Source organism: Streptomyces sp. NPDC058221, from assembly GCF_042882365.1.
In the GTDB taxonomy this organism is placed as follows: domain Bacteria; phylum Actinomycetota; class Actinomycetes; order Streptomycetales; family Streptomycetaceae; genus Streptomyces.
This window is the reverse complement of record NZ_JBHVWF010000059.1, coordinates 1-22,270: the sequence shown is the minus strand read 5'-3', so window position 1 is coordinate 22,270 and position 22,270 is coordinate 1. Positions and strand designations below refer to the sequence as shown.

The window sequence follows — 22,270 nt, the reverse complement described above, 5'->3', positions numbered from 1 at the left end:
GGACCTTAGGTGACAACCCGGAACTATTATTCACCTGCATGCATCCGTCACCGGCTTCGGTCCCGCCCTGCGGCGGCGCCGGACTCTTCGACGACCCGGCGGGCCGGTCAGGGCGACGAAGGCTGCTGCCGCGGGTCCTGAACCGCCGCTCCTGGGCGTGCCGGTTCCCGTGTGACGGGCGCTCAGCGCATCGCCACCACGAGTGCGTCGCTCGTGGAGCACCAGACCTGGCGGGCCTCGCCGAACCCCGCCTCGCGCAGGGCGTCCTCGTGCCACCGGGTGGTGGTGGGGCGGTCGCGTTCCGCCAACGGCGCGGCGGGCTCACGGGGGTCGCCGAGGAGGGCGAAGCGGCGCCGGGCCGGTTCGGCCAGGTGCTCGTCCTCGGCGACGCTGTTCCACCAGGATGCCCAGTCGGCGGCGCCGGCGGCCTGCTCCCGCTCCTTGCGGGCCGTGTGGAAGGCGTGGACGGCCGCGTTGATGCGCGGGGCGGACGGGTCGTCCATGTGGTCCGCGTTGAGGAACACCCCGCCCTCGCGCAGCACACCGGCCAGATCCGCGTAGAGGCGGCGCAGGGGCCCGGTGTCCAGCCAGTGCAGTGCGGTCGCCGTCACGACGGCGTCGTAGGAGCGGTGCGGCAGGTGCCGGGTCCAGTCCGGATCGGTGAGGTCGGCCGTCACGAAGCCGACGCGCTCCTCGTCGCGGAAGTGACCGCGGGCGATCGTGAGGAGCGCCGGGTCGATGTCGAGGCAGGTGGACCGCGCGTCGGGCAGCCGGCGCAGCAGCCGGTCCGTGATGCTGCCGGTCCCGCAGGCGAGGTCCAGGACCCGGGGCGCACGCCCGACCAGGGCCTGTGTCGTCTCCAGCATGACGCGGAACCGCTCTTCACGGTCGGGCATGTACCAGGCCTGCTGCCGGTCCCAGCTCTCCTGCCATGCGGCCCAGTCGGACGGGCGCGTTGTGGTGGTCACCGGTGTGTCTCCTCTTCGTGGTGCGGGATCATGCCGTCGGCGGTGTGCTCTTCGGCGGGTGGGTACGGGTGCCGCTGCGGCGGTGCAGCGGGTGGTTGCCGGTCCGGCGGTGCGGCGCGTCGGGGCAGCGTCCGGGCCTGCAGCAGCAGCCGGGTCGTCGGCGCGCGGGCGGCGGACAGCACCGCCCCGCACGGCCCTTCCTCCACCACGCGCCCCTGGTCCAGTACGGCGACACGGTCCGCCAACCGCCCGGTCAGGGCGAGGTCGTGGCCGATCCACAGTACGGAGGTGCCGTGCTCGTCGCGCAGGCGGCGCACTTCGGCGAGGACGCGCTCGGTGGCGGAGGGGTCCAGGGCGGTGGTGATCTCGTCGCAGACCAGGACGCGCGGTTCGGCGAGCGCGGCGCGGGCGAAGGCGGCCCGCTGCAGTTCGCCGCCCGACAGCCCTTCGGGGTGCCGGCGCGCGGTGGCCTCGTCGACGCCGAGCCGGGCCAGTACGCCGACGGCCTCCTGCGCCGCGCGCGCGGGGGAGCGGCCGCGCAGGCGCACCGCGGTCCGCGCGATCTGGTCGAGCACGGACCGGCGGTCGTCGAAGGAACTGCGGCTCTCCTGCCAGACGTACTGGACCCGGCGCTTCGTCTCCCGGTCGCGGTGGCGCAGCGCGCGCAGCGGTACGCCGTCGAGGAGCAGTCGGCCGCCGTGCCGTTCGTGGAGGCCGGCCACGCACCGCGCCAGTGTGGTCTTGCCGCTGCCGGACGGGCCGACGACCGCGACGCAGCCGCCGGGGGGAACGTCCAGGGAGACATCGCGCAGCACGGTGTCCCTTTCCCCGGGCCGGAGCCAGGCGGTCAGTGCCCGCACGCTCAGGGCGGCGGCCGGGCCGTCCGCCGAGGGGGCGGGCCGTGGTGCGGCGACTGCCCGCTCAGGGCGGGGTGCGGGGGCCGGCGCCGGGGGCAGGAGTTGTGGGGCCGGTCCGGTGGCGGTGACGCGGCCGGCGTCGAGCAGGACGACGCGGTCGGCGAGGGCACGGACCATGTCGTGGTCGTGGCTGAGCAGCAGGATGGCGAGTCCGCCCCGTGCCAGCGCGGCCAGTTCGCGGACCAGGCCGAGCCGGGTCACCGTGTCGAGCCCGGTGCTGGGTTCGTCCAGGACGAGGGCGCGCGGTCCGCAGGCAAGGACCTGGGCCAGCGCGACGCGTTGCCGCTGCCCGCCGGAGAACTCGTGCGGCAGCCGGCGCAGCACCTCGGCGGTGTCCGGCAGTTGGGCCTCGCGCAGCGCGGAAGCGGCTCTCGCCCTGCTGCCCGCTCGGTCGGCGCCGTGCAGCCGGGAGAGTTCGCGCAGGGTCGAGCCGACCCGGCGCACCGGGTTGAGGGCGCTGCCCGGGTGTTGCGGCATGTAGGCGATGCCGCCTCCCCGGATCGTGCCCGCCTGCCGGGTGAGGCCGTCTCCGTCGACCACATCGACGCCCGCCACCCGTACCGCGCCGCTGAGCCCGGCCCCGGCCGGCGCCTCACCGAGCAGGGCGAGCGCGGTGGTGGTCTTGCCGCTGCCCGACGGCCCCACGAGAGCGGTGATCCCGCCGGCCGCGACGGTCAGGTCCACTCCGTGCAGCAGGGTCGCCCCGGGCATCCAAACGCGCAGCCCACGGACCTCCACGACCTTCTCGCGAGAACTCACCCGGCCACCTTCCTCTTCCGCGTCCCGCGCCGGCCGAGCAGGCTGTCGGCCAGCAGGTTGAAGCCGACGGTGAACAGGACGAGCATCGCGGCGGGTGCGCAGACGGCCCACGGCTGGACGAGAAGGGCCTGCCGGTTCGCGGCCACCGTCACCCCCCAGTCGGCCGAGGTCGGCTCCAGGCCGAGTCCCAGGAAGTTGGCGGCCGCGACGGTGAACACGGCTCCTGCGACCCGGGTTCCGATGTCCGCGGCCATCACCGGCAGCACGGACCGGCCGACGTATCCGAGGGTGACGCGCAGCCGGGACTCGCCCTGCACGCGCATCGCCTCCGCCACCGGGCCGCCGGCCGCCGTGAGGGCCGCGGCCCGCACCAGGCGCGTGACGGCGGGCACGTTGAGCACCGCGACCGCGAGCGCGATGGCGAGCGGCGTGGCATGCCACCGCACCCCGACCACGCTGATCACCAGCAGGGACGGCAGCGGCAGGATCAGTTCCACCGGGCGGACCAGGGCCTCGTCGACCCAGCGCCGCGGGGTGGTGGCCGCTGCCAGCCCCAGGGCGGCTCCCAGGAGGCAGGCGAGTGCGACGGCGCCGCAGGCGACTCCCAAGGTGCTCGGCCCGCCCCGCAGCAGGAGGCCCAGCACGTCACGTCCGAGGCCGTCGGTGCCCAGGAGGTGGCCGTCGCCCAGGGCGTAGGGCGGCCCGTCGGGGCCGGCGACCGCATCGGCGAGGAACGGGCCGGCCACGGCGGCGCCGACGGGCAGTGCCAGCAGCGCGGCGGCGAGGACGGTGACGGCCCGCGAGCGGATGTGCCGCTCACCGGGCCGTGCCCGGACCGGGCGTTTCGCGGCCGGCGGCAGGGCGGGTGCGTCCGATGGGACGGCTACCGATGGGACGGGTACGTCCAAAATGAGTGCGTCCGATGGGACGGGTGCGTCCAATGGGATGGGTGCGTCCGATGGAACAGGTGCGTCCGATGTCATCGCAGGACCTCCGCGCGCGGGGCGAGCCGCTGACAGGCCACGTCCGCGGCGACGTTGAGCAGCAGGGCCAGGGCCGCGAGCAGCAGGGTCAGCGCCTGCACCGTGGGCACGTCCCGGCTCCGGACGGCCTCCACGAGCGCGGTGGCACTGCCGGGTACGGCGAAGACCGCCTCGACGATGAGCACTCCGCCGAGCAACTGGTCACCCGCGCGGGCCAGTTCCTGGATACCCGGGACCGCCGCGTTCGGCAGGACGTGGCGCAGTACGAGTGCCCGCCGGCGCACGCCCAGCCGCCGCGCCTGGGCGACATAGCCCGCCTGCACCGCGTCGATGGTCCCGGCCCTGATCTGCCGGGAGAGCAGGCAGACGGTCCGGGCGAGGAGCACGGCCACGGGAAGGACCAGCAGCTGCGGCCGGTCCCACCACCCTCCGCCGTCCACCCCGACCCACGTCGACGGAAGCCAGCCCAGACGCAGGGAGACGACGGCGACCAGGAACAGCGCGAGGACGAAGTCCGGTACGGAGTTGAGGAAGAGGACGACGGCGGAGACGGCCCGGTCGAGGTGGCTGCCCTCGCGCAGCCCCGTGAGCAGTCCGAGGGCCGTGGCCAGCGGGACGAGAACGACGACGGTGAGCACGGCGAGCACCGCCGTGACGGCGAGCGATCCGGTCAGCACGGCACTCACCGGCCCGTGCCCGACCAGGGAGGTGCCGAGATCACCGGTGAGAAGACCACCGGCCCAGTGGACGAACCGCTCGGCGAGCGGCTGGTCGAGGCCCATCGCGTGCCGGGCCTCGGAGATCTGCTGCGGTGTGGCGAGTTCGTTGAAGGACACGGTGGCGGCGTCGCCCGGCAGCAGTGAGGTCAGCAGGAACACCAGGACGGCCAGCAGGCAGAGTTGCACGGCGGCGAGCGCGAGGCGCCGCAGGACGTAGCGCAGCATGCCCCTCCTCAGCCGAGCCACACGGTGTCGAACCGTGCCCAGTCGACGGTGTTGGGCGGTGCCGGAGCCACTCCGTGCAGCCGCACCGAGACGGCGTTGAGCCAGTCGGAGTGCCCCCACATGAGCAGTCCCCCCTGGTCGTGCACCCGGCGCTGGAGTGCGGCGTACTTCTTGGCCCGCGCCTCGTGGTCGGTGGTCGAGCGGGCCCCGGCGAACGACGCGTCGAAGTCGCGGTGGCGCCAGGCCGTCGCGTTCTGGGGGGACTTGGTGAGCATCCGGTCGCTGAGGTAGGTGGGGATGGGCATCGCACCGCACCGGTGGCTGCCCAGCGTGCCGGTGGTGAGCTGGTCGGTGAAGTAGGTCTCCGGCGGGCCGGTCACCACCTCCACCCGCAGCCCGGCCTCACCCGCCTGTTCCGCGAACAGATGGGCGGCCTCGACGAATCCGTCGGCGGCGGTGGAGGTGTAGAAGGAGACCTTCCGGTTCAGCGCTCCGGTGCGGCGCAGCAGCCGCCGCGCCTCCTCGACGTCCCGTTCGCGCTGCGGGATCGCGGTGGGGTAGTACTCGAAACCCTTGCCGAACATGTCGTTGCCGACGGCGGCGCGGCCTCCGGAGACCACCTCCACCAGGCGCTCGCGGTCGGCGAGCAGCTTGAGGGCGAGGGTGGCGCGCGGATCGTCGAACGGGGGCCGGTCCGTCTTCACGGCGAACCCCTCGGCGCCGGCGTGCGGCGCGGCGACGATCCGGATGCGCGGATTACCGTCGGCCAGCCGCGCGAAGGTGGCGCTCATCTCGTGGGCGTAGTGCACCTCGCCGGCCTGCACGGCGTTGCCCCGCGCCTCGGTGTCCGCCGACAGCAGCCGGATCTCGTCCGGATGGGGCGGCCCCGCCCAGTGATCGTCGAACCGACGCGCGGTGAAGGACCTTCCGGCCGTGAAGGACCGGTACCGGAAGGGGCCCGTGCCCACCGGACGGCCGGGGTCGCGGTAGCCCTCACGCACCACGGCGGTCCCGGTCATGGCCAGCAGCGTGGGCAGTTCCGCGTGCGGGGCCTTCAGCGTCAGCTCGACGGTGCGTCGCCCGATCCTGCGACAGCGGGGCAGGTCGATGACGGGCGTCAGCGTTTCCTTGGCGCGACGGCCCTCGGCGGCCGGGTCGAGGATACGGGCGAGGCTGAACAGGACGTCGTCGGCGTCGAGGACGTGCCCGTCGTGGAAGAGCGCCGCACGGAGCTCGAAGCGCCATACGGTGTCGTCGCTGTTGGACCGCCAGTGAGTGGCCAGCCGGGGGACGGGCCGCAGGGCCGCGTCCAGGTCCACGAGCTTGTCGAAGACCGCCTTGTGCCGGGCGATGTCGACGAACTGCCGCTGCGTATGCGGATCCAGCGTCTCCTTCACCCCTGCGCCCGGGAACACGGCCCGGACGGTGCCTCCCCTGCGAGGGGTGGACGATCCCGCTTCTCCGTCGGGGCCGCAGCCCGTGAGCAGGCCGCCGGCCGCGCCTGCCGACACGCCGCCCGCGATCCGGAGGAACCCCCTGCGGGTCGGGTCTGTCGGCACGCCGGACGTCCTTCCACGGGCAGGGAGAGGGATGATCGTTCTCTGCATTGAACATGCAAATGCAACTGATGTGCAATATGGCCTGCCCGTCGCTCCGGTACGCCCCCTGGCGGCCGCATCGCCTGCCGGTCAGTCATATCCGGCCATTCATTGGCCGAAGAATGATCTTCAGTTGACCTGTCGAACCTGCCGATGCAGGAGGCACCGACACTGAAGGAGGCCTGCCATGGGCGACACTCTGCTGGCCCTGTCGATCCCCGTGCTGGTCTTCGCCGCCGGCATCTACGCCGCGGGTGAGAGCTGGTGGCGGCGCCGGCATCCCGCACCGCCGTCCCCGTACACGCATCAGGCGGCCCGGCTCGCCGAGCAGGCGATGCTGGTGGACGCGGAACGGATCGTGGACGGCGCGTACGTCACCCTGGGCTCCCTCTACGACGGACCGAGTGCGCCGGAGGCGCCCTTTCCGGCCACCGACGCCGCACCCGGGCCCACCACCGCCCGGGACCGCAGCCGACAGGCGTCGACGCCCGCGCGCCGGAACTAGGTCCCCTCGTTCCACGCCGGGCGGGTCCATGGGGCCGACCGTCATGGCCGGGTCATAGGATCGACCGCCATGGCCGGACCCCAAGGACCTCAAGGACCCCAAGGACCTCAAGAAGCCCGCTGCCCCGAGGGACCCGAAGGACCTGACGGCCCTGACGGCCCGCAGGATCCGCGAGGCGCTCACGGTCCGCGGCGGGACACCCGGGGCATCGTCGACGCACCCGAGCTGTTCACACACGTGCGCTTCCGCCGCCGCGAACCCGCCCCCGCGCTGCGGCCGTACCTGGAGCACTACTGGCTGATCGACTGGGACCTGCCCCAGCCGTACGTCTCCCACCTGGTGCCGCACCCCAGCGTGAACCTCGTCTTCGAGCGGTACGCGGGCTGCGGCAACGAGGAGGCCGGGTTCGCGGAGGTCTCGGGCATCGGCCTGGAGCTCTTCACGCAGAAGCTGGAGGGGCGGGGGCGGGTCTGCGGGGTGCAGTTCCGGCCCGGCGGCTTCCACCCGTTCGCACCGGACCGGCCGGTGTCGCAGTGGACGGGGCGCCGGGTCCCGGCGCCCGAGGCGTTCGCGCCGCCCGCCCCACCGTCGGCCGTCCTGGACCCCGCCCAGGAGGACGAGCGGATCGCGGCCCTCGACGCGTATCTGCTGGCACTCGGCCCCGCGCCGGATCCGTCGGCGGACCGGGCGATGGCCCTGGTCGAGCTGGTACGCACCGACCGCGGAATCCGCCGAGTCGGCGAACTCGCCCGCGCCGAGGGCGTGTCGGCACGCTCGCTCCAGCGGCTGTTCGCCACGTACGTAGGGGTCGGCCCGAAGTGGGTCATCCTCCGCTACCGCATCCACGAGGCGCTGGAACGCGCCGAGTCGGACCCGGGCGTGGACTGGGCCGCGCTGGCCGCGGATCTCGGCTACAGCGACCAGGCGCACCTGGTCAGGGACTTCACCGCGACGGTGGGCGTGCCACCGACCGCACTGAAGGCCCGCTGACCGTCAACTGGCCCCACTGGTCCCCCACCGACTGTCAGTGCCCCGTCCTACAGTTCTGACATGGAGCGCACCGAAGCACCATCCGTACGGATCGAGCCCTGGTCGGACAGCGACCTGGAGCTGCTCCGCCGTGCCAACGCACCGGAACTGATGGACCACCTCGGCGGCCCCGAGTCGGAGGAGCAGCTCATAGGGCGCCATGGCCGCTATGTGGCGCTGAGCGCGGACCGTACGGGGCGCGGCAGGATGTTCCGCATCGCGCTGACCGGCGAGGACGAGGCCGTGGGCACCATCGGCTTCTGGGAGCGCACCTGGCAGGGCCAGGAGGTGTACGAGACGGGGTGGGCCGTTCTCGCGGGGTTCCAGGGCCGGGGCATCGCGTCGGCCGCGACCGCGGCGGTGGCCGAGCAGGCGCGAGCCGAGAACAGGCACCGCTATCTGCACGCCTACCCGTCCGTGGCCAACGGCGCGTCCAACGGGGTCTGCCGCAAGGCGGGATTCACCCTGCTCGGCGAGTGCGAGGTCGAGTACCCGCCCGGCCACCCGCTGCTGACGAACGACTGGCGGCTGGATCTCCACCCGGACCGCTGAGGGATCACGGGCCGGATCACCGAGCGGGCCGGAATACCGAGCGGACCGCTGACCGGTCCCACTGCCGGGCCGAGGTGCCGGGCCGCGGTGCCGGATCGCCCTACCTGATCGCGCTGCCGAGCCCCACTGCCGGACAGGTGCTCGCGCCGCGCCCGGCACGTAAAGCGTTTGACGACCGAGTCCCCCTCCGGAATATTTACCTGCGTCACACAGATTATGTGCACCACAGATATTGTGCGACCACAGAGACCACGCCGGGGCCGAGACATACGCATACGCCCATCACGCCCATGACCGGATAACCCGAGGAGACCCACCGCCATGCTCACTCTCGTCACCGGATGCCGCGGCCGCGTCGGCTCCGCCCTCGCCTCGCTCCTGCACAGCGGTGGCCACGCCGTCCGTGCCGCCTCCCGCAACCCCGCCCAGCTCTCCCTGCCCGCCGGCATCCCGCTCGTGGCCTGCGATCTCGGCGACCCCACGACCTTCGCCACCGCCCTGGAGGGCGTCGACTCCGTCTTCCTCTACGCCGAGCCGTCCCACATCGACGACTTCCTCACCGCCGCGCAGGCCGCCGGGGTCGGGCACATCGTGCTGCTCTCCTCCAGTTCGGTTCTCGCCCCGGATGCCGCCACCAACCCGATCGCCGCCTCCCACCACGCGGTGGAAGCGGCCCTGATCGCCTCTCCCCTCACCGCGACACTTCTGCGTCCCGGCGCCTTCGCGGGCAACGCCTACCAGTGGTCGAGTGCCTTCCGCGGCGGGCGCTCCGTCGACCTGCCCTACCCCCGCAGCCGGACCAGCCCGATCGACGAGACGGACATCGCCGAGGCGGCCCTCGCCGTCCTCACCGACACCCGGCTCCAGGGCGCGGGGTATCACCTGACCGGCCCCGAGTCGCTCTCCATCGCCGAGCAGGTCGAACTGCTGGCCGCGGCCTCCGGCAGCCCCGTGACCGTCAACGCCGTGAGCCGGGACGACTGGAAGGATTCCGTCTTCCCCTTCGTGCCGGCCGAGATCGCCGAGGGGCTGCTCGACTACTGGGCCGCCACCGACGGCTCACCGGCCGAGGTCACCGGCGACACCGAGAAGCTCACCGGCCGCCCGGCGCGCACGTTCGCCGCCTGGGCCGCCGAGCACGCCGCAGCGTTCCGCGACGCCTGACACTCCCCCGAACCGACCCCGGCCCCGACCTCACCCAGGCCGGCGGACTTCGCCCTCCCGCAGCCCCGCGACCTGCACCGCGCTCAACTCGACCGTCCGCCGCATATGGGCGATGAGCAGCGCGACCTCGGCGTCGTCGTAGGTGTCGAACATGGCCGCCCAGCCACCGTTCAGCTGCTCCCAGACCGCACCGAACTCCGCCATCCGCTCGGGCACCGTCGCGACGAGCACCCGCCGCCGGTCCACCGTGTCCCGGGCGCGCGTGACGTAACCCGCCCGCTCCAGCCGGTCGACGAGCCGCGTCGCCGACCCCGTGGTGAGCCCGGTCAGCTCCGCGATCCGGCCCGTGGTGACCGGAGCCGCCTCCAGGCTGAGGAGGTTGAGGCACTGGAGATCGGTGGGGTGGAGCCGCAGCCGGTCGGCGACGGCCTGGTTGAACAGGGCGTAGGCGGCCATGTAGCGGCGCGACACGACGGAGAGCTCGGCGAGCATCGCGGTGCGGCCGGGCGGGGTGGGGCACGGGGACTTCTGCGGCATGCAGAGAGTGTACGAAGCAGATATGACCCGGCCGCGGCGACGGACGCCTGCAACTCCCCTTCGCGCCAACAAACGTAGGCCAACACTCGTTGACGAGCCGGTCACCCTGCTCTACGTTTATCAACAAGCGTTGGCCCACAAGCGTTGGTAATCGGCATCGGGAGACCACCATGACCAACAGCTCAAGCCCCAGCACCAGCCCGAACCGCGACACCACCTCCGCCCCGGGCACCACCGCCGTCGACGTACTCGTCGTGGGCGCCGGCCCCACCGGGCTGCTGCTCGCGGGCGACCTGGCCGCCCAGGGCCTGTCGGTCACCGTCGTCGAGCGCCGCCGCCACGAGGCGGGAAACGTCACCCGCGCCTTCGCCGTACATGCCCGGACGCTCGAACTGCTCGACACCCGCGGGCTCGCCGACGAGCTGGTCAAGACAGGCACCACCCTCACCGGGCTCCGCCTCTTCGGCCGTCTCGGCCTCGATCTGTCCCGGCTCCGCACCCGGTTCCCGTTCCTGCTGATCACTCCGCAGTACGAGGTCGAGCGCCTGCTGGAACGCCGCGCCCGCACCTCCGGCGTGGACCTGCGGTACGGGGCGGAGCTGACGGACCTGGACCGGACGTCGAGCACCGACACGGTCACCACCGGAATCCGGCAGGCGGACGGCACCCGGACCGCCGTCACGGCTCGCTACGTCGTGGGCACCGACGGGGTCCGCAGCTCGGTGCGCCAGGCCCTCGGGCTCCCCTTCCCCGGTGAGTCCGTCATCCGTTCCATCGTCCTGGCCGACGTCCGGCTCAGCGACGAGCCGGCCGAACTCCTGACAGTCAACGGAGTGGGCGACGCCTTCGCCTTCATCGCGCCGTTCGGCGACGGCTGGTACCGCGTGATGGGGTGGGACCGCACCCGCCAGGCCGCCGACAGCGATCCGGTCGAGCTCGGCGAACTGCGCGAGATCGTCCGCCGCGCGTTCGGCACCGACTACGGGATGCACGAGGCCCGCTGGATCTCCCGCTTCCACAGCGACGAACGCCAGGTGCCCGCGTACCGCACCGGACGGGTCTTCCTCGCCGGGGACGCCGCGCACGTCCACTCGCCCGCGGGCGGCCAGGGGATGAACACCGGCCTCCAGGACGCCGCCAACCTCTCCTGGAAGCTCGCCGCCGCGCTCCGGGGCCACTCGGCCGGCCCCGAGGCGCTCCTGGACAGCTACCACGCCGAACGCCACCCGGTCGGCACCAAGGTGCTCCGGGCCAGCGGCACGATCGTCCGCCTCGCGATGGCCCACGGCCCGCTCCAGCGGACGGTCAGGACACTGGCCACCCGAGCGCTGTCCCTCGTCCGCCCGGCCTCGGACCGGGCCATCGGCATGCTCTCCGGCATCGGGATCGCCTACCCGGCACCGCGCGGCTCCCACCGGCTCACCGGAAAGCGCGCCCCCGACCTCGGCCTGGCGGAGGGACGCCTGCACCAGCTGCTGGGCAAGGGTGCGTTCGTCCTCGTCACGCCCGCGGGGGTGCCCACACCCACCTCATCGGCCCCGCTCCTGCACACCCACTGGACGGGCGACCGGACGACGGCCCTGCTGGTCCGCCCCGACGGCTACATCGCCTGGGCGGGCGACCGGACCGACCCGGCGACCCTGCGGGCCGCACTGACCCGATGAGCCACGGGCCCGACCACCGCGCGACCACCACCGCGACCGCGACCACCACCCCGACTCAGAAGACGTACTCGTCCCCGGTCGCCGGAGCCAGCACCTCGTGCTCGCTGTTCGCCGAGTTCCGGTCCGTCACATCGCCGTTCCACACGGTGTCGATCCGGACGACCACCTCGGCCGGCCGGCCCTGAAGCTGGAGTTCGAGCGCGAGCTGCCGAGGCTGCGAGCCGTCGGCGCGCAGCGGACCCGTCCGGCACAGCACGGTCCGGCGATCGGCCTGCAGACACTGGCCGGGCAGCTCCTGCCGGCCGGCGAGCGGCACGGACACCCGCAGCCGGACGGTCGCCCCCGGGAGGTCGGACGGACCGCTGTTCTGGCTGACCACCCAGACCCCGAGCCCGGAGCCCCACAGCGAGACATGACCGTGGTGCGACACATCCGCCTCCGGCGCGATGGCCCGCTCCACCGGCGCACCGACGGCCGCGGCCGTCCCAGCCGTACCGAGCGCCAGAGCCGACGCCATTGCCGCCGCAGCGGACACCCTCAGCAGGGTCTTACCCGTCACTACCATGCCCTGAAGATACAGATCTGCACCAAATATCCATATATTCCGACCACTTCGGCGTGTCGCCGGGGTCCGTCCGGGGCTGCCGAGGCCTGCCGCGCCCCGCGGGCAGGACGCTGGTCTGCATGTCTGTCGTGTCGCCGCACATGACACCCTGCTCACATGTCCGTGGTCCGCTCCATCGCCCTGTTCGTCGTCGCCGCACTCTTCGAGATCGGTGGCGCCTGGCTCGTCTGGCAGGGCGTCCGGGAACACCGGGGCTGGGCCTGGATCGGTGCGGGCGTCGTCGCGCTGGCCACGTACGGCTTCGTCGCCACGCTGCAGCCGGACGGCGAGTTCGGACGCGTGCTCGCCGCGTACGGCGGTGTCTTCGTCGCCGGATCGATCGTCTGGGGCATGGCCGCCGACGGCTACCGGCCCGACCGCTGGGACGTGACCGGCGCGCTGATCTGCCTGGCCGGGATGGCCGTCATCATGTACGCCCCCCGCAACCACTGACCGCGCCCCTGCCTATCCTGGCCCCGTACCGATCAGCTGTCCGAGGAGCCCGCCATGGCCGCATCCCCCATCGCCGTCATCACCGGAGCGAGCAGCGGCATCGGTGCCGCGACCGCCCGGCAGCTGGCGGCCGCCGGCTACCGCGTCGTGGTGACAGCCCGCCGCAAGGACCGCATCGAGGCGCTCGCCGCCGAGATCACCGCGGCGGGCCACCAGGCCACGGCATACGCCCTGGACGTCACCGACCGTGCCGCGGTCGACGAGTTCGCCACCGTGTTCCGCTCCCTGGCCGTCCTCGTCAACAACGCGGGCGGCGCGCTCGGGGCGGACCCCGTCGCCACCGGCGACCCTGCCGACTGGCGCCAGATGTACGAGACCAACGTCATCGGCACCCTCAACGTCACCCAGGCCCTGCTCCCCGCCCTCACCGCGAGCGGCGACGGCACGGTCGTCATCCTCTCCTCGACCGCGGGCTTCTCCGCGTACGAGGGCGGCGGCGGGTACGTGGCCGCCAAGCACGGCGAGCACGTCCTGGCCGAGACCCTCCGCCTGGAGATCGTCGGCACCCCGGTCCGGGTCATCGAGGTCGCCCCCGGCATGGTCAAGACGGAGGAGTTCGCCACCACCCGCTTCCGCGGCGACGCAGAGAAGGCCGCCAAGGTCTACGCGGGCGTCGACGCCCCGCTCAGCGCGGACGACGTGGCCGACACGATCACCTGGGCCGTCACCCGCCCCAGCCACGTGAACATCGACCTGCTGGTGGTCCGCCCCCGCGCTCAGGCCTCCAACTCCAAGGTCCACCGCACGAACTGAGCCCCACGGCGCTCCCGCCGTGGGGGCCTTCACCCCTTCACGCACACAATCTGCTTCACCTTGGCGACGACTTCCACCAGGTCCCGCTGCTGTTCCATGACCTGCTCGATCGGCTTGTACGCCGCCGGGATTTCATCCACAACCCCGGAGTCCTTGCGGCACTCCACACCCTGCGTCTGGTCCGCCAGGTCACGTGCGGAGAACCGCCGTTTGGCCGCGTTACGACTCATCCGGCGGCCGGCACCGTGCGAGGCCGAGTTGAACGCCTCCTCGTTTCCGAGGCCCTTCACAATGTACGTGGCCGTACCCATCGAGCCCGGAATGATCCCCAGCTCCCCACTCCCTGCCCGGATGGCACCTTTGCGCGTGACGAGCAGGTCCATACCGCCGTAACGCTCCTCCGCGACATAGTTGTGGTGACAGCTGACCTCCTGAGCGAAGGTCACCTTCGCCTTCTTGAACTCCTTGCGGACGACGTCCTTGAGGATCGCCATCATGGTCGCGCGGTTGTACTTCGCGTACTCCTGCGCCCAGAAGAGGTCGTTGCGGTAGGCCGCCATCGGCGGGGTGTCCGCAAGGAAGACCGCCAGGTCGCGGTCGACCAGGCCCTGGTTGTGCCCAAGCTTCTGGGCCTCGCCGATATGGAAGTCGGCGAGTTCCTTACCGATGGCACGCGACCCTGAATGCAGCGTGAGCCACACCGCACCGGCTTCGTCAAGGGAGACCTCGATGTGGTGATTTCCCCCTCCGAGCGTCCCCATCTGCTTAGTAGCGCGTTCCTGACGGAATTTGACCGCATCGGCCACCCCGTCGAACCGCTCCCAGAAGTCGTCCCAGCGGGTCGCCGCGAGACCGTCCAGCCGGTCAGGGTCCACCGGGTCGTCGTGCATCCCACGGCCCACCGGAATGGCCTGCTCGATCCGCGACCGGAGCCCGGACAGGTCCCCCGGCAGGTCGTTGGCGGTCAGCGACGTCTTCACCGCGGACATCCCGCAGCCGATGTCCACACCCACCGCCGCCGGGCAGACCGCACCGTGCATCGCGATCACCGAGCCGACCGTGGCGCCCTTGCCGAAGTGGACGTCCGGCATGACGGCCAGACCCTTGATCCAGGGCAGCGTGGCGACGTTGCGCAGCTGCTGCATCGCGACATCCTCGACCGAGGCCGGATCGGCCCACATGCGGATGGGCACCTTCGCACCCGACACCTCTACGTACGACATTTTTCCTCGATTCCCCCGAAAAGCCTGAAAGCGCAAAACCGGTGCCAAGGTCGGCAAAAGTATCGGTCGACCGGCATTCACAGCGGCGCGTGCGATACACATTGTGTCCACCCGCCGCCGTCGAGCGGCAACCGTTTTTCGCACGAAGGGAGCTCAGCACCGTGCGACGAATGGCGTACGCATCCGGCGCCGTGCTCATTGCAGCGCTCGCGGCCGGCTGCAGCAGCGGCACCGGAACCGGAGATGCCGCCGATGACAGCAAGCCCGGCGCCACGGCCACTTCCGCCGCGCCCCCCGGCAAGTACGCCACGCTTCCCGAAGCCTGCCGCTCCATCGCGCCGGCCACGCTGAAGGACCTCCTGCCCGGTTCGGCCGAGCTGCCCGAGGCCCAGCAGGAGAAGGTGTTCGACGGTTCGCCCGCCGTGACCTACGACACCGACCGCCGGGCCGGCTGCCGCTGGAAGGCCGAGGCACCCGACGGTGCCCGCAGCCTCTTCGTCGACTTCGAGCGCGTCGTCTCGTACGACCCGTCCGTGAGCGACGACGACCGCGCCCGCGAGGTGTACGCGAAGGAGGAGACCGCCGCCGATCTGCCCTCGTCCTCCCTCCTGCCCGACAGCACCCCGACCGCCTCGGACACCCCGTCCGGGAGCGCGAGCGGAAAGCCGGACGAGGGTGCGGACGGGAGCACGGAGCCGGCCGACGGGGACAGCACGGACGGCAGCGCCGCCGAGGACCTCAAGCCCCGCGTCCTCGACACGCTCGGCGACAGCGCATTTCTGGACGATCAGCTCACCCGGGCAGGTTCCACCGCACAGCACCGCACCGTGAGCGTGGTATTCCGCACATCGAACGTCATCGTGACCATCGAGTACACCGCACAGCCCGCCCTCTCCACCGAGGTCCCCGACAGCAAGGAACTGCAGGAGAAGGCCCAGGCACTGGGCCGGAAACTGGTCGACAGGTTCAGCGAGTAACCCCGCCCCCGGACAGCCCCGGCCACCCGTCGGGCGGCCCGCGAACCGTCCGGCCGAGGCGGCATCCGGCTGCCGTCCGTCGTACCGTGGCCCTCCGGAACCACCGTCCGCCGACCACCCGAACCAAGCCGGCGTCCTACGCCCACCGAACATCGGGCGCCCACCGAACACCGGGCAGCCCGGCCGCCGCGCCACCCGAGTGAAGGAACCATGCACCGATCAGCTCCGCGACTCACCCGCATACTCGCCTGCGCCGCCGTTCCGGTGATGCTCGTCGTCGCCGGCTGCTCGTCGGACTCCGACGGCAAGAAGGACGAGGCCTCGTCCTCCTCCGCCGCACCGGATGCGACGAAGTCGGAAGCGAAGGTCGCGACGGCGCGGTTCGCCGAGCTGCCCGAACCGTGCAAGTCGATCGCCTCGAAGACGGTCAAGTCGCTGGTCCCCGCGGCCAAGACCAAGAACGGCACCGAGGGCAAGTCCAGCGACACCGCCGCCCGCGGCAGCTGCTCCTGGAACGGCCTCGACGACAACGGGGTCAAGGGCTCCCAGTACCGCTGGCTCGACGTCGGCTTCACCCGCTTCGCCTCGGACCAGGCCCTGGGCAGCGGCGCCGACCGCGCCGGGGACGACCTCAAGAAGCAGACCGCCAAGGCCCAGGCCGCGGAGAGCGCGAAGAAGCTCGAAACGGCGCCCCTCAGCGGCGTCGGCGACGAGGCGACCACGGTCACGTACGACCTGAAGAAGACGGGTGAGGACTTCAAGTACGCGACGATCATCGCCCGTACGGGGAATGTCGTCGTCACCGTCACCTACAACGGCGCGGGTTACGCCGGTTCGAAGACCCCGTCCGCCGACACCGTCCTGAAGGGCGCCAGGATGGCGGCCAAGGATGCCGTCGCCGCGGTCGCCGCCGCCAACGAGAGCAAGCAGTCGAGCCCGTCACCCGACGCCTCCAAGTCCTCCGGCAAGGCGACGGAAAAGGCGACCGGCAAGGCAACGGACAAGGCTTCCGGCAAGGCCTCCGAGTAGCCCTCCCAGCGATTCGGAGGCCCAACTCCCCCGCGCCGAAGCGGATTTACGAAGCCCGGTCCTCGCCCGAGAACCGGGCTTCGCCCCTCCCCGCGCAACGCCGCGCGCCCGCATGTGCCAGGCTGTGCCCGCCAGAACTCGAAATCGTCCTTCCGGACGGCCCGTCGCCAGACGGAGAAACGGGGAGGGGATCGCGGGTGGCCGCGATGCAGCTGACACGCACGCACCGGATACTCATCGGGCTCGTGGTCGCCGGTGCGGTGCTCATCGCGGCGATCGGTTTCGCGGGCTCGTACTCCGCCGTTCGCGAGCTCGCCCTGCAGAAGGGCTTCGGGAACTTCTCGCTGGTCTTCCCGATCGGCATCGACGCGGGCATCTGCGTCCTGCTCGCCCTGGACCTGCTGCTGACCTGGCTGCGCATCCCGTTCCCGCTGCTGCGCCAGACGGCCTGGATGCTGACCGCCGCGACGATCGCGTTCAACGGCGCGGCCGCCTGGCCCGACCCGCTCGGCGTCGGCATGCACGCCGTGATCCCGGTGCTGTTCGTCGTCTCCGTCGAGGCCGCCCGGCACGCCGTGGGCCGGATCGCCGACATCACGGCCGACAAGCACATGGAGGGCGTCCGCCTCACCCGCTGGCTGCTCTCCCCCGTCCCGACGTTCCGGCTGTGGCGGCGGATGAAGCTGTGGGAGCTCCGGTCGTACGAGCAGGTCATCAAGCTCGAACAGGACCGGCTGATCTACCAGGCCCGCCTCCAGGCCCGCTTCGGACGCAGCTGGCGCCGCAAGGCCCCCGTCGAGTCCCTCATGCCGCTGCGCCTGGCGAAGTACGGCGTCCCGCTCGCCGAGACCGGCCCCGCCGGACTCGCCGCCGCAGGCATCGAGCCGGTCCTGCTGCCCCCGGCCCCCGCCGCAGTCGCCGCAGTCGCCGCAGTCGAACCGGACCGGTACCAGGCGCAGGCGCAGCAGCCCGAGCTGGTCGGTGGCCCGCAGCTGGAAAAGCAGTACGCCGAGCCGCACCCGCAGAACCAGCAGCACAACCAGTCGCAGGGGCAGCAGCAGAGCACCTTCCAGGTGGACCCCCAGACCCAGGCCCCCGCCCCCGGGGAAGGGCCCGGCGAGCAGGAGCTCCCTGCCACGCACGAGACCACGCACGAGAGCCCGTGGTTCGCCGCGCAGGCGCCGGACGGCGCGTACGAGGGTTCGTACAACCCGACGTACGTGGAAGGCCTGGAGCCCACGCCCGTCATGATCCCGGCCGGGCCTGGCCGCAACCGCCCGTTGGGCAACGTGGGCACGATCGGCGCGGTGCCGGGCCCCCGTGGCGAGCAGCAGCCGCTGCCGACGCCCGGGACCGGGCCGGCCCCCGAGGCCGACGAGGTCCCGGAGGAGCCGAAGCCCGTCGCGGAGGCCGCCGAGGAATGGGCGCAGGAGTGGGCGCAGGAGGACGCGGAGTTCAGCGAGATCGCCTACGAGGTCTTCGCCGCGTTCGTCACCCAGCACAGCACGTACCCGAGCATCGAGGTCCTCGACATACATCTGTCGGACGGCCACAACGTGCGGCACCCGCGCAGCGCCGCCCTGCTCCGCCAGCTGATCCAGGGCTTCAAGAACCGCTACCACGCCGAACTCGAAGCGGACCACATCGCGTAAGGCACACCACGCACGAGGAAGGGCCGCCCCCCGCACCAGCGGGAGGCGGCCCTTCCTCGTGCACGCACAGCAGCCAGCGGCTGCCCGCGCCCTACGCTCCGAGCAGCCTGCGCACCCGGTCCGCCCCGACCGCGAGCAGCAGCGTGGGCAGGCGCGGGCCGGTGTCCCGGCTGACGAGCAGCCGGTACAGCAGCGCGAAGAACGACCGCTGCGCCACCTTCAGCTCGGGCGTCGGCTTGGCGTCGGGCTCCAGGCCGGCCAGCGTCTTCGGCACGCCGTAGACGAGCGTGGTCAGCCCGTCCAGCGACCAGTGGGAGTCGAGACCCTCCACCAGCAGCCGCAGCGAGGCGCGGCCCTCGTCGTCCAGCGAACCGAGCAGCTCCTTGTCCGGCTCGTCGCGGACGATGGTGCGCGCCTCGGCCGGGACCTGGGTGGTGATCCAGCTCTCCGCCCGGTCCAGCCGCGGCCTGGCCTCGTCCAGCGAGGTCAGCGGGTTGTCCGGGTCCAGCTCGCTGAGGATGCGCAGCGTCTGGTCCTCGGCCCCGGCCGTGATGTCGGCCACCGAGGCGAGGGTGCGGTACGGCAGCGGACGGGGCGTACGCGGCAGCTCACCGGCGGCCGTCCCGATCGCGCGGGAGTGCGCGGCGGCGTCCGCCGGGAGCACGGAACCGTCGGCGACCTTCCGCTCCAGCGAGTCCCACTCGTCGTAGAGCCGCTGGATCTCCTGGTCGAAGGCGATCTTGAAGGACTGGTTGGGCCTGCGGCGCGCGTACAGCCAGCGCAGCAGCGGCGCCTCCATGATCTTCAGCGCGTCGGCCGGGGTCGGCACGCCGCCCTTGGAGGAGGACATCTTCGCCATGCCGGAGATGCCGACGAAGGCGTACATCGGCCCGATCGGCTGCACCCCGTCGAAGATCTCGCGGACGATCTGCCCGCCGACGACGAACGAGGAACCGGGCGAGGAGTGGTCCACGCCGCTCGGCTCGAAGATCACGCCCTCGAACGCCCAGCGCATCGGCCAGTCGACCTTCCAGACCAGCTTGCCGCGGTTGAACTCCTTCAGCCGGACCGTCTCGGCGAAGCCGCAGGCCGAGCAGGTGTAGTTCAGCTCGGTGCTCTCGTCGTCGTACGACGTGACCGTGGTGAGGTCCTTCTCGCAGTTGCCGCAGTAGGGCTTGTACGGGAAGTAGCCGGCCGAACCGCCGCTGCCGTCGTCCTCGCTCGCCGCACCGGAGCCCGCCTCGGCCGCCAGCTCGGCCTCGTCGGCCTTCTTCTGCTGGGGCTTCTTGCCGCCCTTGCCGGCCGCCGGGTCCTTCTTGGTCCGGTAGCGGTCCAGGACGGCGTCGATGTCGGCGCGGTGCCGCATCGCGTGCAGGACCTGCTCGCGGTACGTGCCCGCCAGGTACTGCTCCGTCTGGCTGATTCCGTCGTACTCGACGCCCAGCTCGTCCAGCGAGGCCGTCATGGCGGACCTGAAGTGCTCGGCCCAGTTCGCATACGGGGAGCCGGCCGGGGCGGGTACCGAGGTCAGCGGCTTGCCGATGTGCTCGGCCCAGGACTCGTCGACACCCGGGACACCGTTCGGCACCTTGCGGTAGCGGTCGTAGTCGTCCCAGGAGATCAGGTGCCGGACGGTGTGTCCGCGGCGGCGGATCTCGTCGGCGACCAGGTGCGGGGTCATGACCTCGCGCAGGTTGCCCAGGTGGATCGGGCCCGACGGGGAGAGACCGGATGCGACGACGACCGGTTTGCCAGGCGCACGACGCTCCGATTCGGCGATGACATCGTCCGCGAAGCGGGAGACCCAGTCGGTCTCGGTGCTGCTCTGACTCTGAGCCACGGTCGGCACGTCCTTCTCTCTTGTAGGACTCATAGGGGCAGAGGCCATTCTCCCAGGTACCGCCCACAGCGCGAAAACGGCTTTACACCCCGTGGGATACTTGGGGACATCCCTTGTACTCCTACGGAAACGGCAGCCAGCTGATGGCCTCGGTCAATTCCCTCGCTTCCACGCTCCAGCAGCAGCTGGCGGACGCCCTGACGGCAGCCCTGCCGGATGCCGGTACCGCGGACCCGCTGCTGCGCCGAAGCGACCGGGCCGACTTCCAGGCCAACGGCATCCTGGCGCTCGCCAAGAAGCTGAAGGGCAACCCGCGCGAGCTGGCCGCCCAGGTCACGGCCGCCCTCCCGGCGACGGACCTGATCAAGGACATCGAGGTCTCAGGACCCGGCTTCCTGAACATCACGCTGTCGGACAGGTCGATCGTCGAGACGCTCGCCGCGCGTGCGGCGGACGCCGAGGGCCGGCTCGGCGTGCCGTACAACAGCGCCGCGGGCACCACCGTCATCGACTACGCCCAGCCGAACGTGGCCAAGGAGATGCACGTCGGCCACCTGCGGTCCGCCGTGATCGGTGACGCGATGGTGCAGATCCTGGAGTTCACCGGCGAGTCCGTGGTCCGGCGCCACCACATCGGCGACTGGGGCACCCAGTTCGGCATGCTCATCCAGTACCTGATCGAGCACCCCGACGAGCTGGACCACCAGGGCGACAAGGCCGACGGCGAAGCCGCCATGTCCTCGCTCAACCGGCTCTACAAGGCCTCGCGGGTCCTGTTCGACTCCGACGAGGAGTTCAAGGCCCGCTCGCGGGACCGGGTGGTGGCCCTCCAGGCCGGTGAGCCGGAGACGCTCGCCATGTGGCAGCGGTTCGTCGACGAGTCGAAGATCTACTTCTATTCCGTCTTCGACAAGCTCGACATGGAGATCAGCGACCCCGACATCGTCGGCGAGTCCGGCTACAACGACATGCTGGAGGAGACCTGCCGGATCCTGGAGGAGACGGGCGTCGCCGTCCGCTCCGAGGGTGCGCTGTGCGTCTTCTTCGACGACGTGAAGGGCCCGGACGGCAACCCGACGCCACTGATCGTCAAGAAGACGAACGGCGGCTACGGCTACGCGGCGACCGACCTCTCCGCGATCCGCGACCGGGTGCAGAACCTCAAGGCGGACACCCTGCTGTACGTGGTGGACGCGCGGCAGTCCCTGCACTTCAAGATGGTCTTCGAGACGGCCCGCCGGGCCGGCTGGCTGAACGAGGACGTCAAGGCGCACCAGCTCGCCTTCGGCACGGTGCTCGGCAAGGACGGCAAGCCGTTCAAGACCCGTGAGGGTGTCACCGTCCGGCTGGAGGAGCTGCTGGACGAGGCGGTCGAGCGGGCGACGGCCGTCGTGCGGGAGAAGGCCGAGAAGATCGGCCTGTCCGAGGAGGAGATCGTCGAGAACGGCCGGTACGTCGGCGTCGGCGCGGTGAAGTACGCCGACCTGTCAACCTCCGCCGTGCGTGACTACAAGTTCGACCTGGACCAGATGGTGTCGCTGCACGGCGACACGTCGGTGTACCTCCAGTACGCGTACGCGCGGATCCGGTCGATCCTGCGCAAGGCCGGCGACGCGAAGCCGGTCGCGCACCCGGAGCTGGAGCTGGCCCCGGCCGAGCGGGCGCTCGGTCTGCACCTGGACCAGTTCGGCGAGGTGCTGTCCGAGGTGGCGGCGGGCTACGAGCCGCACAAGCTGGCCGCGTACCTCTACCAGCTCGCCTCGCACCTCACCACGTTCTACGACCAGTGCCAGGTCCTGAGCGACGAGAACCCGGCGGAGGTCGTGGAGAACCGTCTCTTCCTCGTCGAGCTCACGTCCCGGACCCTGCACCAGGGCATGGCGCTGCTCGGCATCAGGACCCCCGAGCGGCTCTGAGCGACCCCGCCTCCGCACGCGGACGGCAGAGGGCGGGGGCGGGCCCCCCGGGGGGGGGCGGGCCCCCCCCCGGTGGTGGGCGGGGAGACGGGCCCGGCGCGCGGGGGCCACCCGGGACGCGGGGCCGGCGCGGGCCCCCCCCC

Annotated in this window: 20 protein-coding genes; 11 read left to right on the top strand and 9 right to left on the bottom strand. The window is 71.8% G+C overall.

All coding sequences use genetic code 11. The features are described 5' to 3' along the window. Positions 1–182: 182 nt before the first annotated feature. The 5 genes from ACFVW8_RS20010 to ACFVW8_RS19990 form a co-directional block, all read right to left on the bottom strand. Complete coding sequence (locus tag ACFVW8_RS20010) at positions 183–968, bottom strand: class I SAM-dependent methyltransferase (protein ID WP_389691751.1); 786 nt, start codon at positions 966–968, stop codon at positions 183–185. Next, on the bottom strand, positions 965–2,644 hold the full coding sequence (locus ACFVW8_RS20005) for an ABC transporter ATP-binding protein (RefSeq protein WP_389691749.1): 1,680 nt from the start codon (positions 2,642–2,644) through the stop codon (positions 965–967). Before ACFVW8_RS20005 ends, ACFVW8_RS20010 begins: the two co-directional genes overlap by 4 nt. Beyond that, positions 2,641–3,552 carry an ABC transporter permease gene (locus tag ACFVW8_RS20000; protein ID WP_389691747.1) on the bottom strand — a complete coding sequence of 304 codons (912 nt, stop codon included), beginning with the start codon at positions 3,550–3,552 and terminating at the stop codon, positions 2,641–2,643. The genes ACFVW8_RS20005 and ACFVW8_RS20000 overlap by 4 nt, the downstream gene beginning before the upstream one ends. A gap of 71 nt (positions 3,553–3,623) precedes the next feature. Continuing rightward, the gene (locus ACFVW8_RS19995) at positions 3,624–4,571 is read right to left on the bottom strand and encodes an ABC transporter permease (RefSeq protein WP_389691745.1); all 948 of its coding nucleotides are present in this window, start codon (positions 4,569–4,571) and stop codon (positions 3,624–3,626) included. Positions 4,572–4,579: 8 nt separating this feature from the next. Further along, entirely contained in the window at positions 4,580–6,130 is a 1,551-nt protein-coding gene (locus ACFVW8_RS19990; RefSeq protein ID WP_389691743.1) for an ABC transporter substrate-binding protein, read from the bottom strand. Between the two features lie 226 nt (positions 6,131–6,356). Here ACFVW8_RS19990 and ACFVW8_RS19985 point away from each other — a divergent pair, with 226 nt between their 5' ends. From ACFVW8_RS19985 to ACFVW8_RS19970, 4 genes are all read left to right on the top strand, one after another. Then, positions 6,357–6,674, top strand: a complete 318-nt coding sequence (locus ACFVW8_RS19985; RefSeq protein WP_389691741.1) for a hypothetical protein — start codon at positions 6,357–6,359, stop codon at positions 6,672–6,674. A 237-nt stretch (positions 6,675–6,911) separates the two neighbouring features. After that, positions 6,912–7,664, top strand: coding sequence for a DUF6597 domain-containing transcriptional factor (locus ACFVW8_RS19980; protein ID WP_389691739.1), 753 nt, complete (start codon positions 6,912–6,914; stop codon positions 7,662–7,664). 60 nt (positions 7,665–7,724) lie between these two features. Beyond that, the gene (locus tag ACFVW8_RS19975; RefSeq protein ID WP_389691737.1) at positions 7,725–8,255 is read left to right on the top strand and encodes a GNAT family N-acetyltransferase; all 531 of its coding nucleotides are present in this window, start codon (positions 7,725–7,727) and stop codon (positions 8,253–8,255) included. A 321-nt stretch (positions 8,256–8,576) separates the two neighbouring features. Continuing rightward, the gene (locus ACFVW8_RS19970; protein ID WP_389691735.1) at positions 8,577–9,419 is read left to right on the top strand and encodes an NAD(P)H-binding protein; all 843 of its coding nucleotides are present in this window, start codon (positions 8,577–8,579) and stop codon (positions 9,417–9,419) included. 30 nt (positions 9,420–9,449) lie between these two features. Here ACFVW8_RS19970 and ACFVW8_RS19965 read toward each other — a convergent pair whose 3' ends face one another. After that, positions 9,450–9,956 carry a MarR family winged helix-turn-helix transcriptional regulator gene (locus ACFVW8_RS19965; protein ID WP_389691733.1) on the bottom strand — a complete coding sequence of 169 codons (507 nt, stop codon included), beginning with the start codon at positions 9,954–9,956 and terminating at the stop codon, positions 9,450–9,452. Positions 9,957–10,126: 170 nt separating this feature from the next. On the opposite strand from ACFVW8_RS19965, the gene ACFVW8_RS19960 reads away from it, so the two are divergent. Then, positions 10,127–11,620 carry an FAD-dependent oxidoreductase gene (locus ACFVW8_RS19960; protein WP_389691731.1) on the top strand — a complete coding sequence of 498 codons (1,494 nt, stop codon included), beginning with the start codon at positions 10,127–10,129 and terminating at the stop codon, positions 11,618–11,620. A 55-nt stretch (positions 11,621–11,675) separates the two neighbouring features. Here ACFVW8_RS19960 and ACFVW8_RS19955 read toward each other — a convergent pair whose 3' ends face one another. Beyond that, entirely contained in the window at positions 11,676–12,185 is a 510-nt protein-coding gene (locus tag ACFVW8_RS19955) for a hypothetical protein (protein ID WP_389691729.1), read from the bottom strand. A 156-nt stretch (positions 12,186–12,341) separates the two neighbouring features. Between ACFVW8_RS19955 and ACFVW8_RS19950 the strand changes: the two genes are divergently transcribed. Next, positions 12,342–12,677 carry a YnfA family protein gene (locus ACFVW8_RS19950; protein ID WP_389691727.1) on the top strand — a complete coding sequence of 112 codons (336 nt, stop codon included), beginning with the start codon at positions 12,342–12,344 and terminating at the stop codon, positions 12,675–12,677. 54 nt (positions 12,678–12,731) lie between these two features. After that, positions 12,732–13,490 carry an SDR family NAD(P)-dependent oxidoreductase gene (locus tag ACFVW8_RS19945; RefSeq protein WP_389691725.1) on the top strand — a complete coding sequence of 253 codons (759 nt, stop codon included), beginning with the start codon at positions 12,732–12,734 and terminating at the stop codon, positions 13,488–13,490. Between the two features lie 29 nt (positions 13,491–13,519). Here ACFVW8_RS19945 and ACFVW8_RS19940 read toward each other — a convergent pair whose 3' ends face one another. After that, on the bottom strand, positions 13,520–14,713 hold the full coding sequence (locus ACFVW8_RS19940; protein WP_389691723.1) for an RtcB family protein: 1,194 nt from the start codon (positions 14,711–14,713) through the stop codon (positions 13,520–13,522). Between the two features lie 170 nt (positions 14,714–14,883). On the opposite strand from ACFVW8_RS19940, the gene ACFVW8_RS19935 reads away from it, so the two are divergent. The 3 genes from ACFVW8_RS19935 (at position 14,884) to ACFVW8_RS19925 (ending at position 18,371) form a co-directional block, all read left to right on the top strand. Next, on the top strand, positions 14,884–15,690 hold the full coding sequence (locus ACFVW8_RS19935) for a DUF3558 domain-containing protein (RefSeq protein ID WP_389691721.1): 807 nt from the start codon (positions 14,884–14,886) through the stop codon (positions 15,688–15,690). A gap of 210 nt (positions 15,691–15,900) precedes the next feature. Beyond that, positions 15,901–16,719: a DUF3558 domain-containing protein gene (locus tag ACFVW8_RS19930; protein ID WP_389691720.1), complete on the top strand. Its 819-nt coding sequence runs from the start codon at positions 15,901–15,903 to the stop codon at positions 16,717–16,719. 206 nt (positions 16,720–16,925) lie between these two features. After that, positions 16,926–18,371, top strand: coding sequence for a DUF2637 domain-containing protein (locus ACFVW8_RS19925; protein ID WP_389691718.1), 1,446 nt, complete (start codon positions 16,926–16,928; stop codon positions 18,369–18,371). A gap of 91 nt (positions 18,372–18,462) precedes the next feature. Here the strand turns inward: ACFVW8_RS19925 and lysS are convergent, their stop codons facing one another. Further along, positions 18,463–20,220 carry a lysine--tRNA ligase gene (lysS, locus tag ACFVW8_RS19920; protein ID WP_389691798.1) on the bottom strand — a complete coding sequence of 586 codons (1,758 nt, stop codon included), beginning with the start codon at positions 20,218–20,220 and terminating at the stop codon, positions 18,463–18,465. A gap of 134 nt (positions 20,221–20,354) precedes the next feature. Between lysS and argS the strand changes: the two genes are divergently transcribed. After that, the gene (gene argS / locus ACFVW8_RS19915) at positions 20,355–22,127 is read left to right on the top strand and encodes an arginine--tRNA ligase (protein WP_389691796.1); all 1,773 of its coding nucleotides are present in this window, start codon (positions 20,355–20,357) and stop codon (positions 22,125–22,127) included. The last annotated feature ends 143 nt before the right edge of the window (positions 22,128–22,270 follow it).

Coding starts and splice junctions, on each gene's coding strand:
- ACFVW8_RS19970 (WP_389691735.1), top strand. CDS start 8,577: ATGCTCACTCTCGTCACCGGATGCCGCGGCCGCGTCGGCTCCGCCCTC.
- ACFVW8_RS19995 (WP_389691745.1), bottom strand. CDS start 4,571: ATGCTGCGCTACGTCCTGCGGCGCCTCGCGCTCGCCGCCGTGCAACTC.
- ACFVW8_RS19950 (WP_389691727.1), top strand. CDS start 12,342: ATGTCCGTGGTCCGCTCCATCGCCCTGTTCGTCGTCGCCGCACTCTTC.
- ACFVW8_RS19955 (WP_389691729.1), bottom strand. CDS start 12,185: ATGGTAGTGACGGGTAAGACCCTGCTGAGGGTGTCCGCTGCGGCGGCA.
- argS (WP_389691796.1), top strand. CDS start 20,355: ATGGCCTCGGTCAATTCCCTCGCTTCCACGCTCCAGCAGCAGCTGGCG.
- ACFVW8_RS19935 (WP_389691721.1), top strand. CDS start 14,884: ATGGCGTACGCATCCGGCGCCGTGCTCATTGCAGCGCTCGCGGCCGGC.
- ACFVW8_RS19930 (WP_389691720.1), top strand. CDS start 15,901: ATGCACCGATCAGCTCCGCGACTCACCCGCATACTCGCCTGCGCCGCC.
- ACFVW8_RS19925 (WP_389691718.1), top strand. CDS start 16,926: ATGCAGCTGACACGCACGCACCGGATACTCATCGGGCTCGTGGTCGCC.
- ACFVW8_RS19945 (WP_389691725.1), top strand. CDS start 12,732: ATGGCCGCATCCCCCATCGCCGTCATCACCGGAGCGAGCAGCGGCATC.
- ACFVW8_RS19985 (WP_389691741.1), top strand. CDS start 6,357: ATGGGCGACACTCTGCTGGCCCTGTCGATCCCCGTGCTGGTCTTCGCC.
- ACFVW8_RS19940 (WP_389691723.1), bottom strand. CDS start 14,713: ATGTCGTACGTAGAGGTGTCGGGTGCGAAGGTGCCCATCCGCATGTGG.
- ACFVW8_RS19975 (WP_389691737.1), top strand. CDS start 7,725: ATGGAGCGCACCGAAGCACCATCCGTACGGATCGAGCCCTGGTCGGAC.
- ACFVW8_RS19965 (WP_389691733.1), bottom strand. CDS start 9,956: ATGCCGCAGAAGTCCCCGTGCCCCACCCCGCCCGGCCGCACCGCGATG.
- ACFVW8_RS19960 (WP_389691731.1), top strand. CDS start 10,127: ATGACCAACAGCTCAAGCCCCAGCACCAGCCCGAACCGCGACACCACC.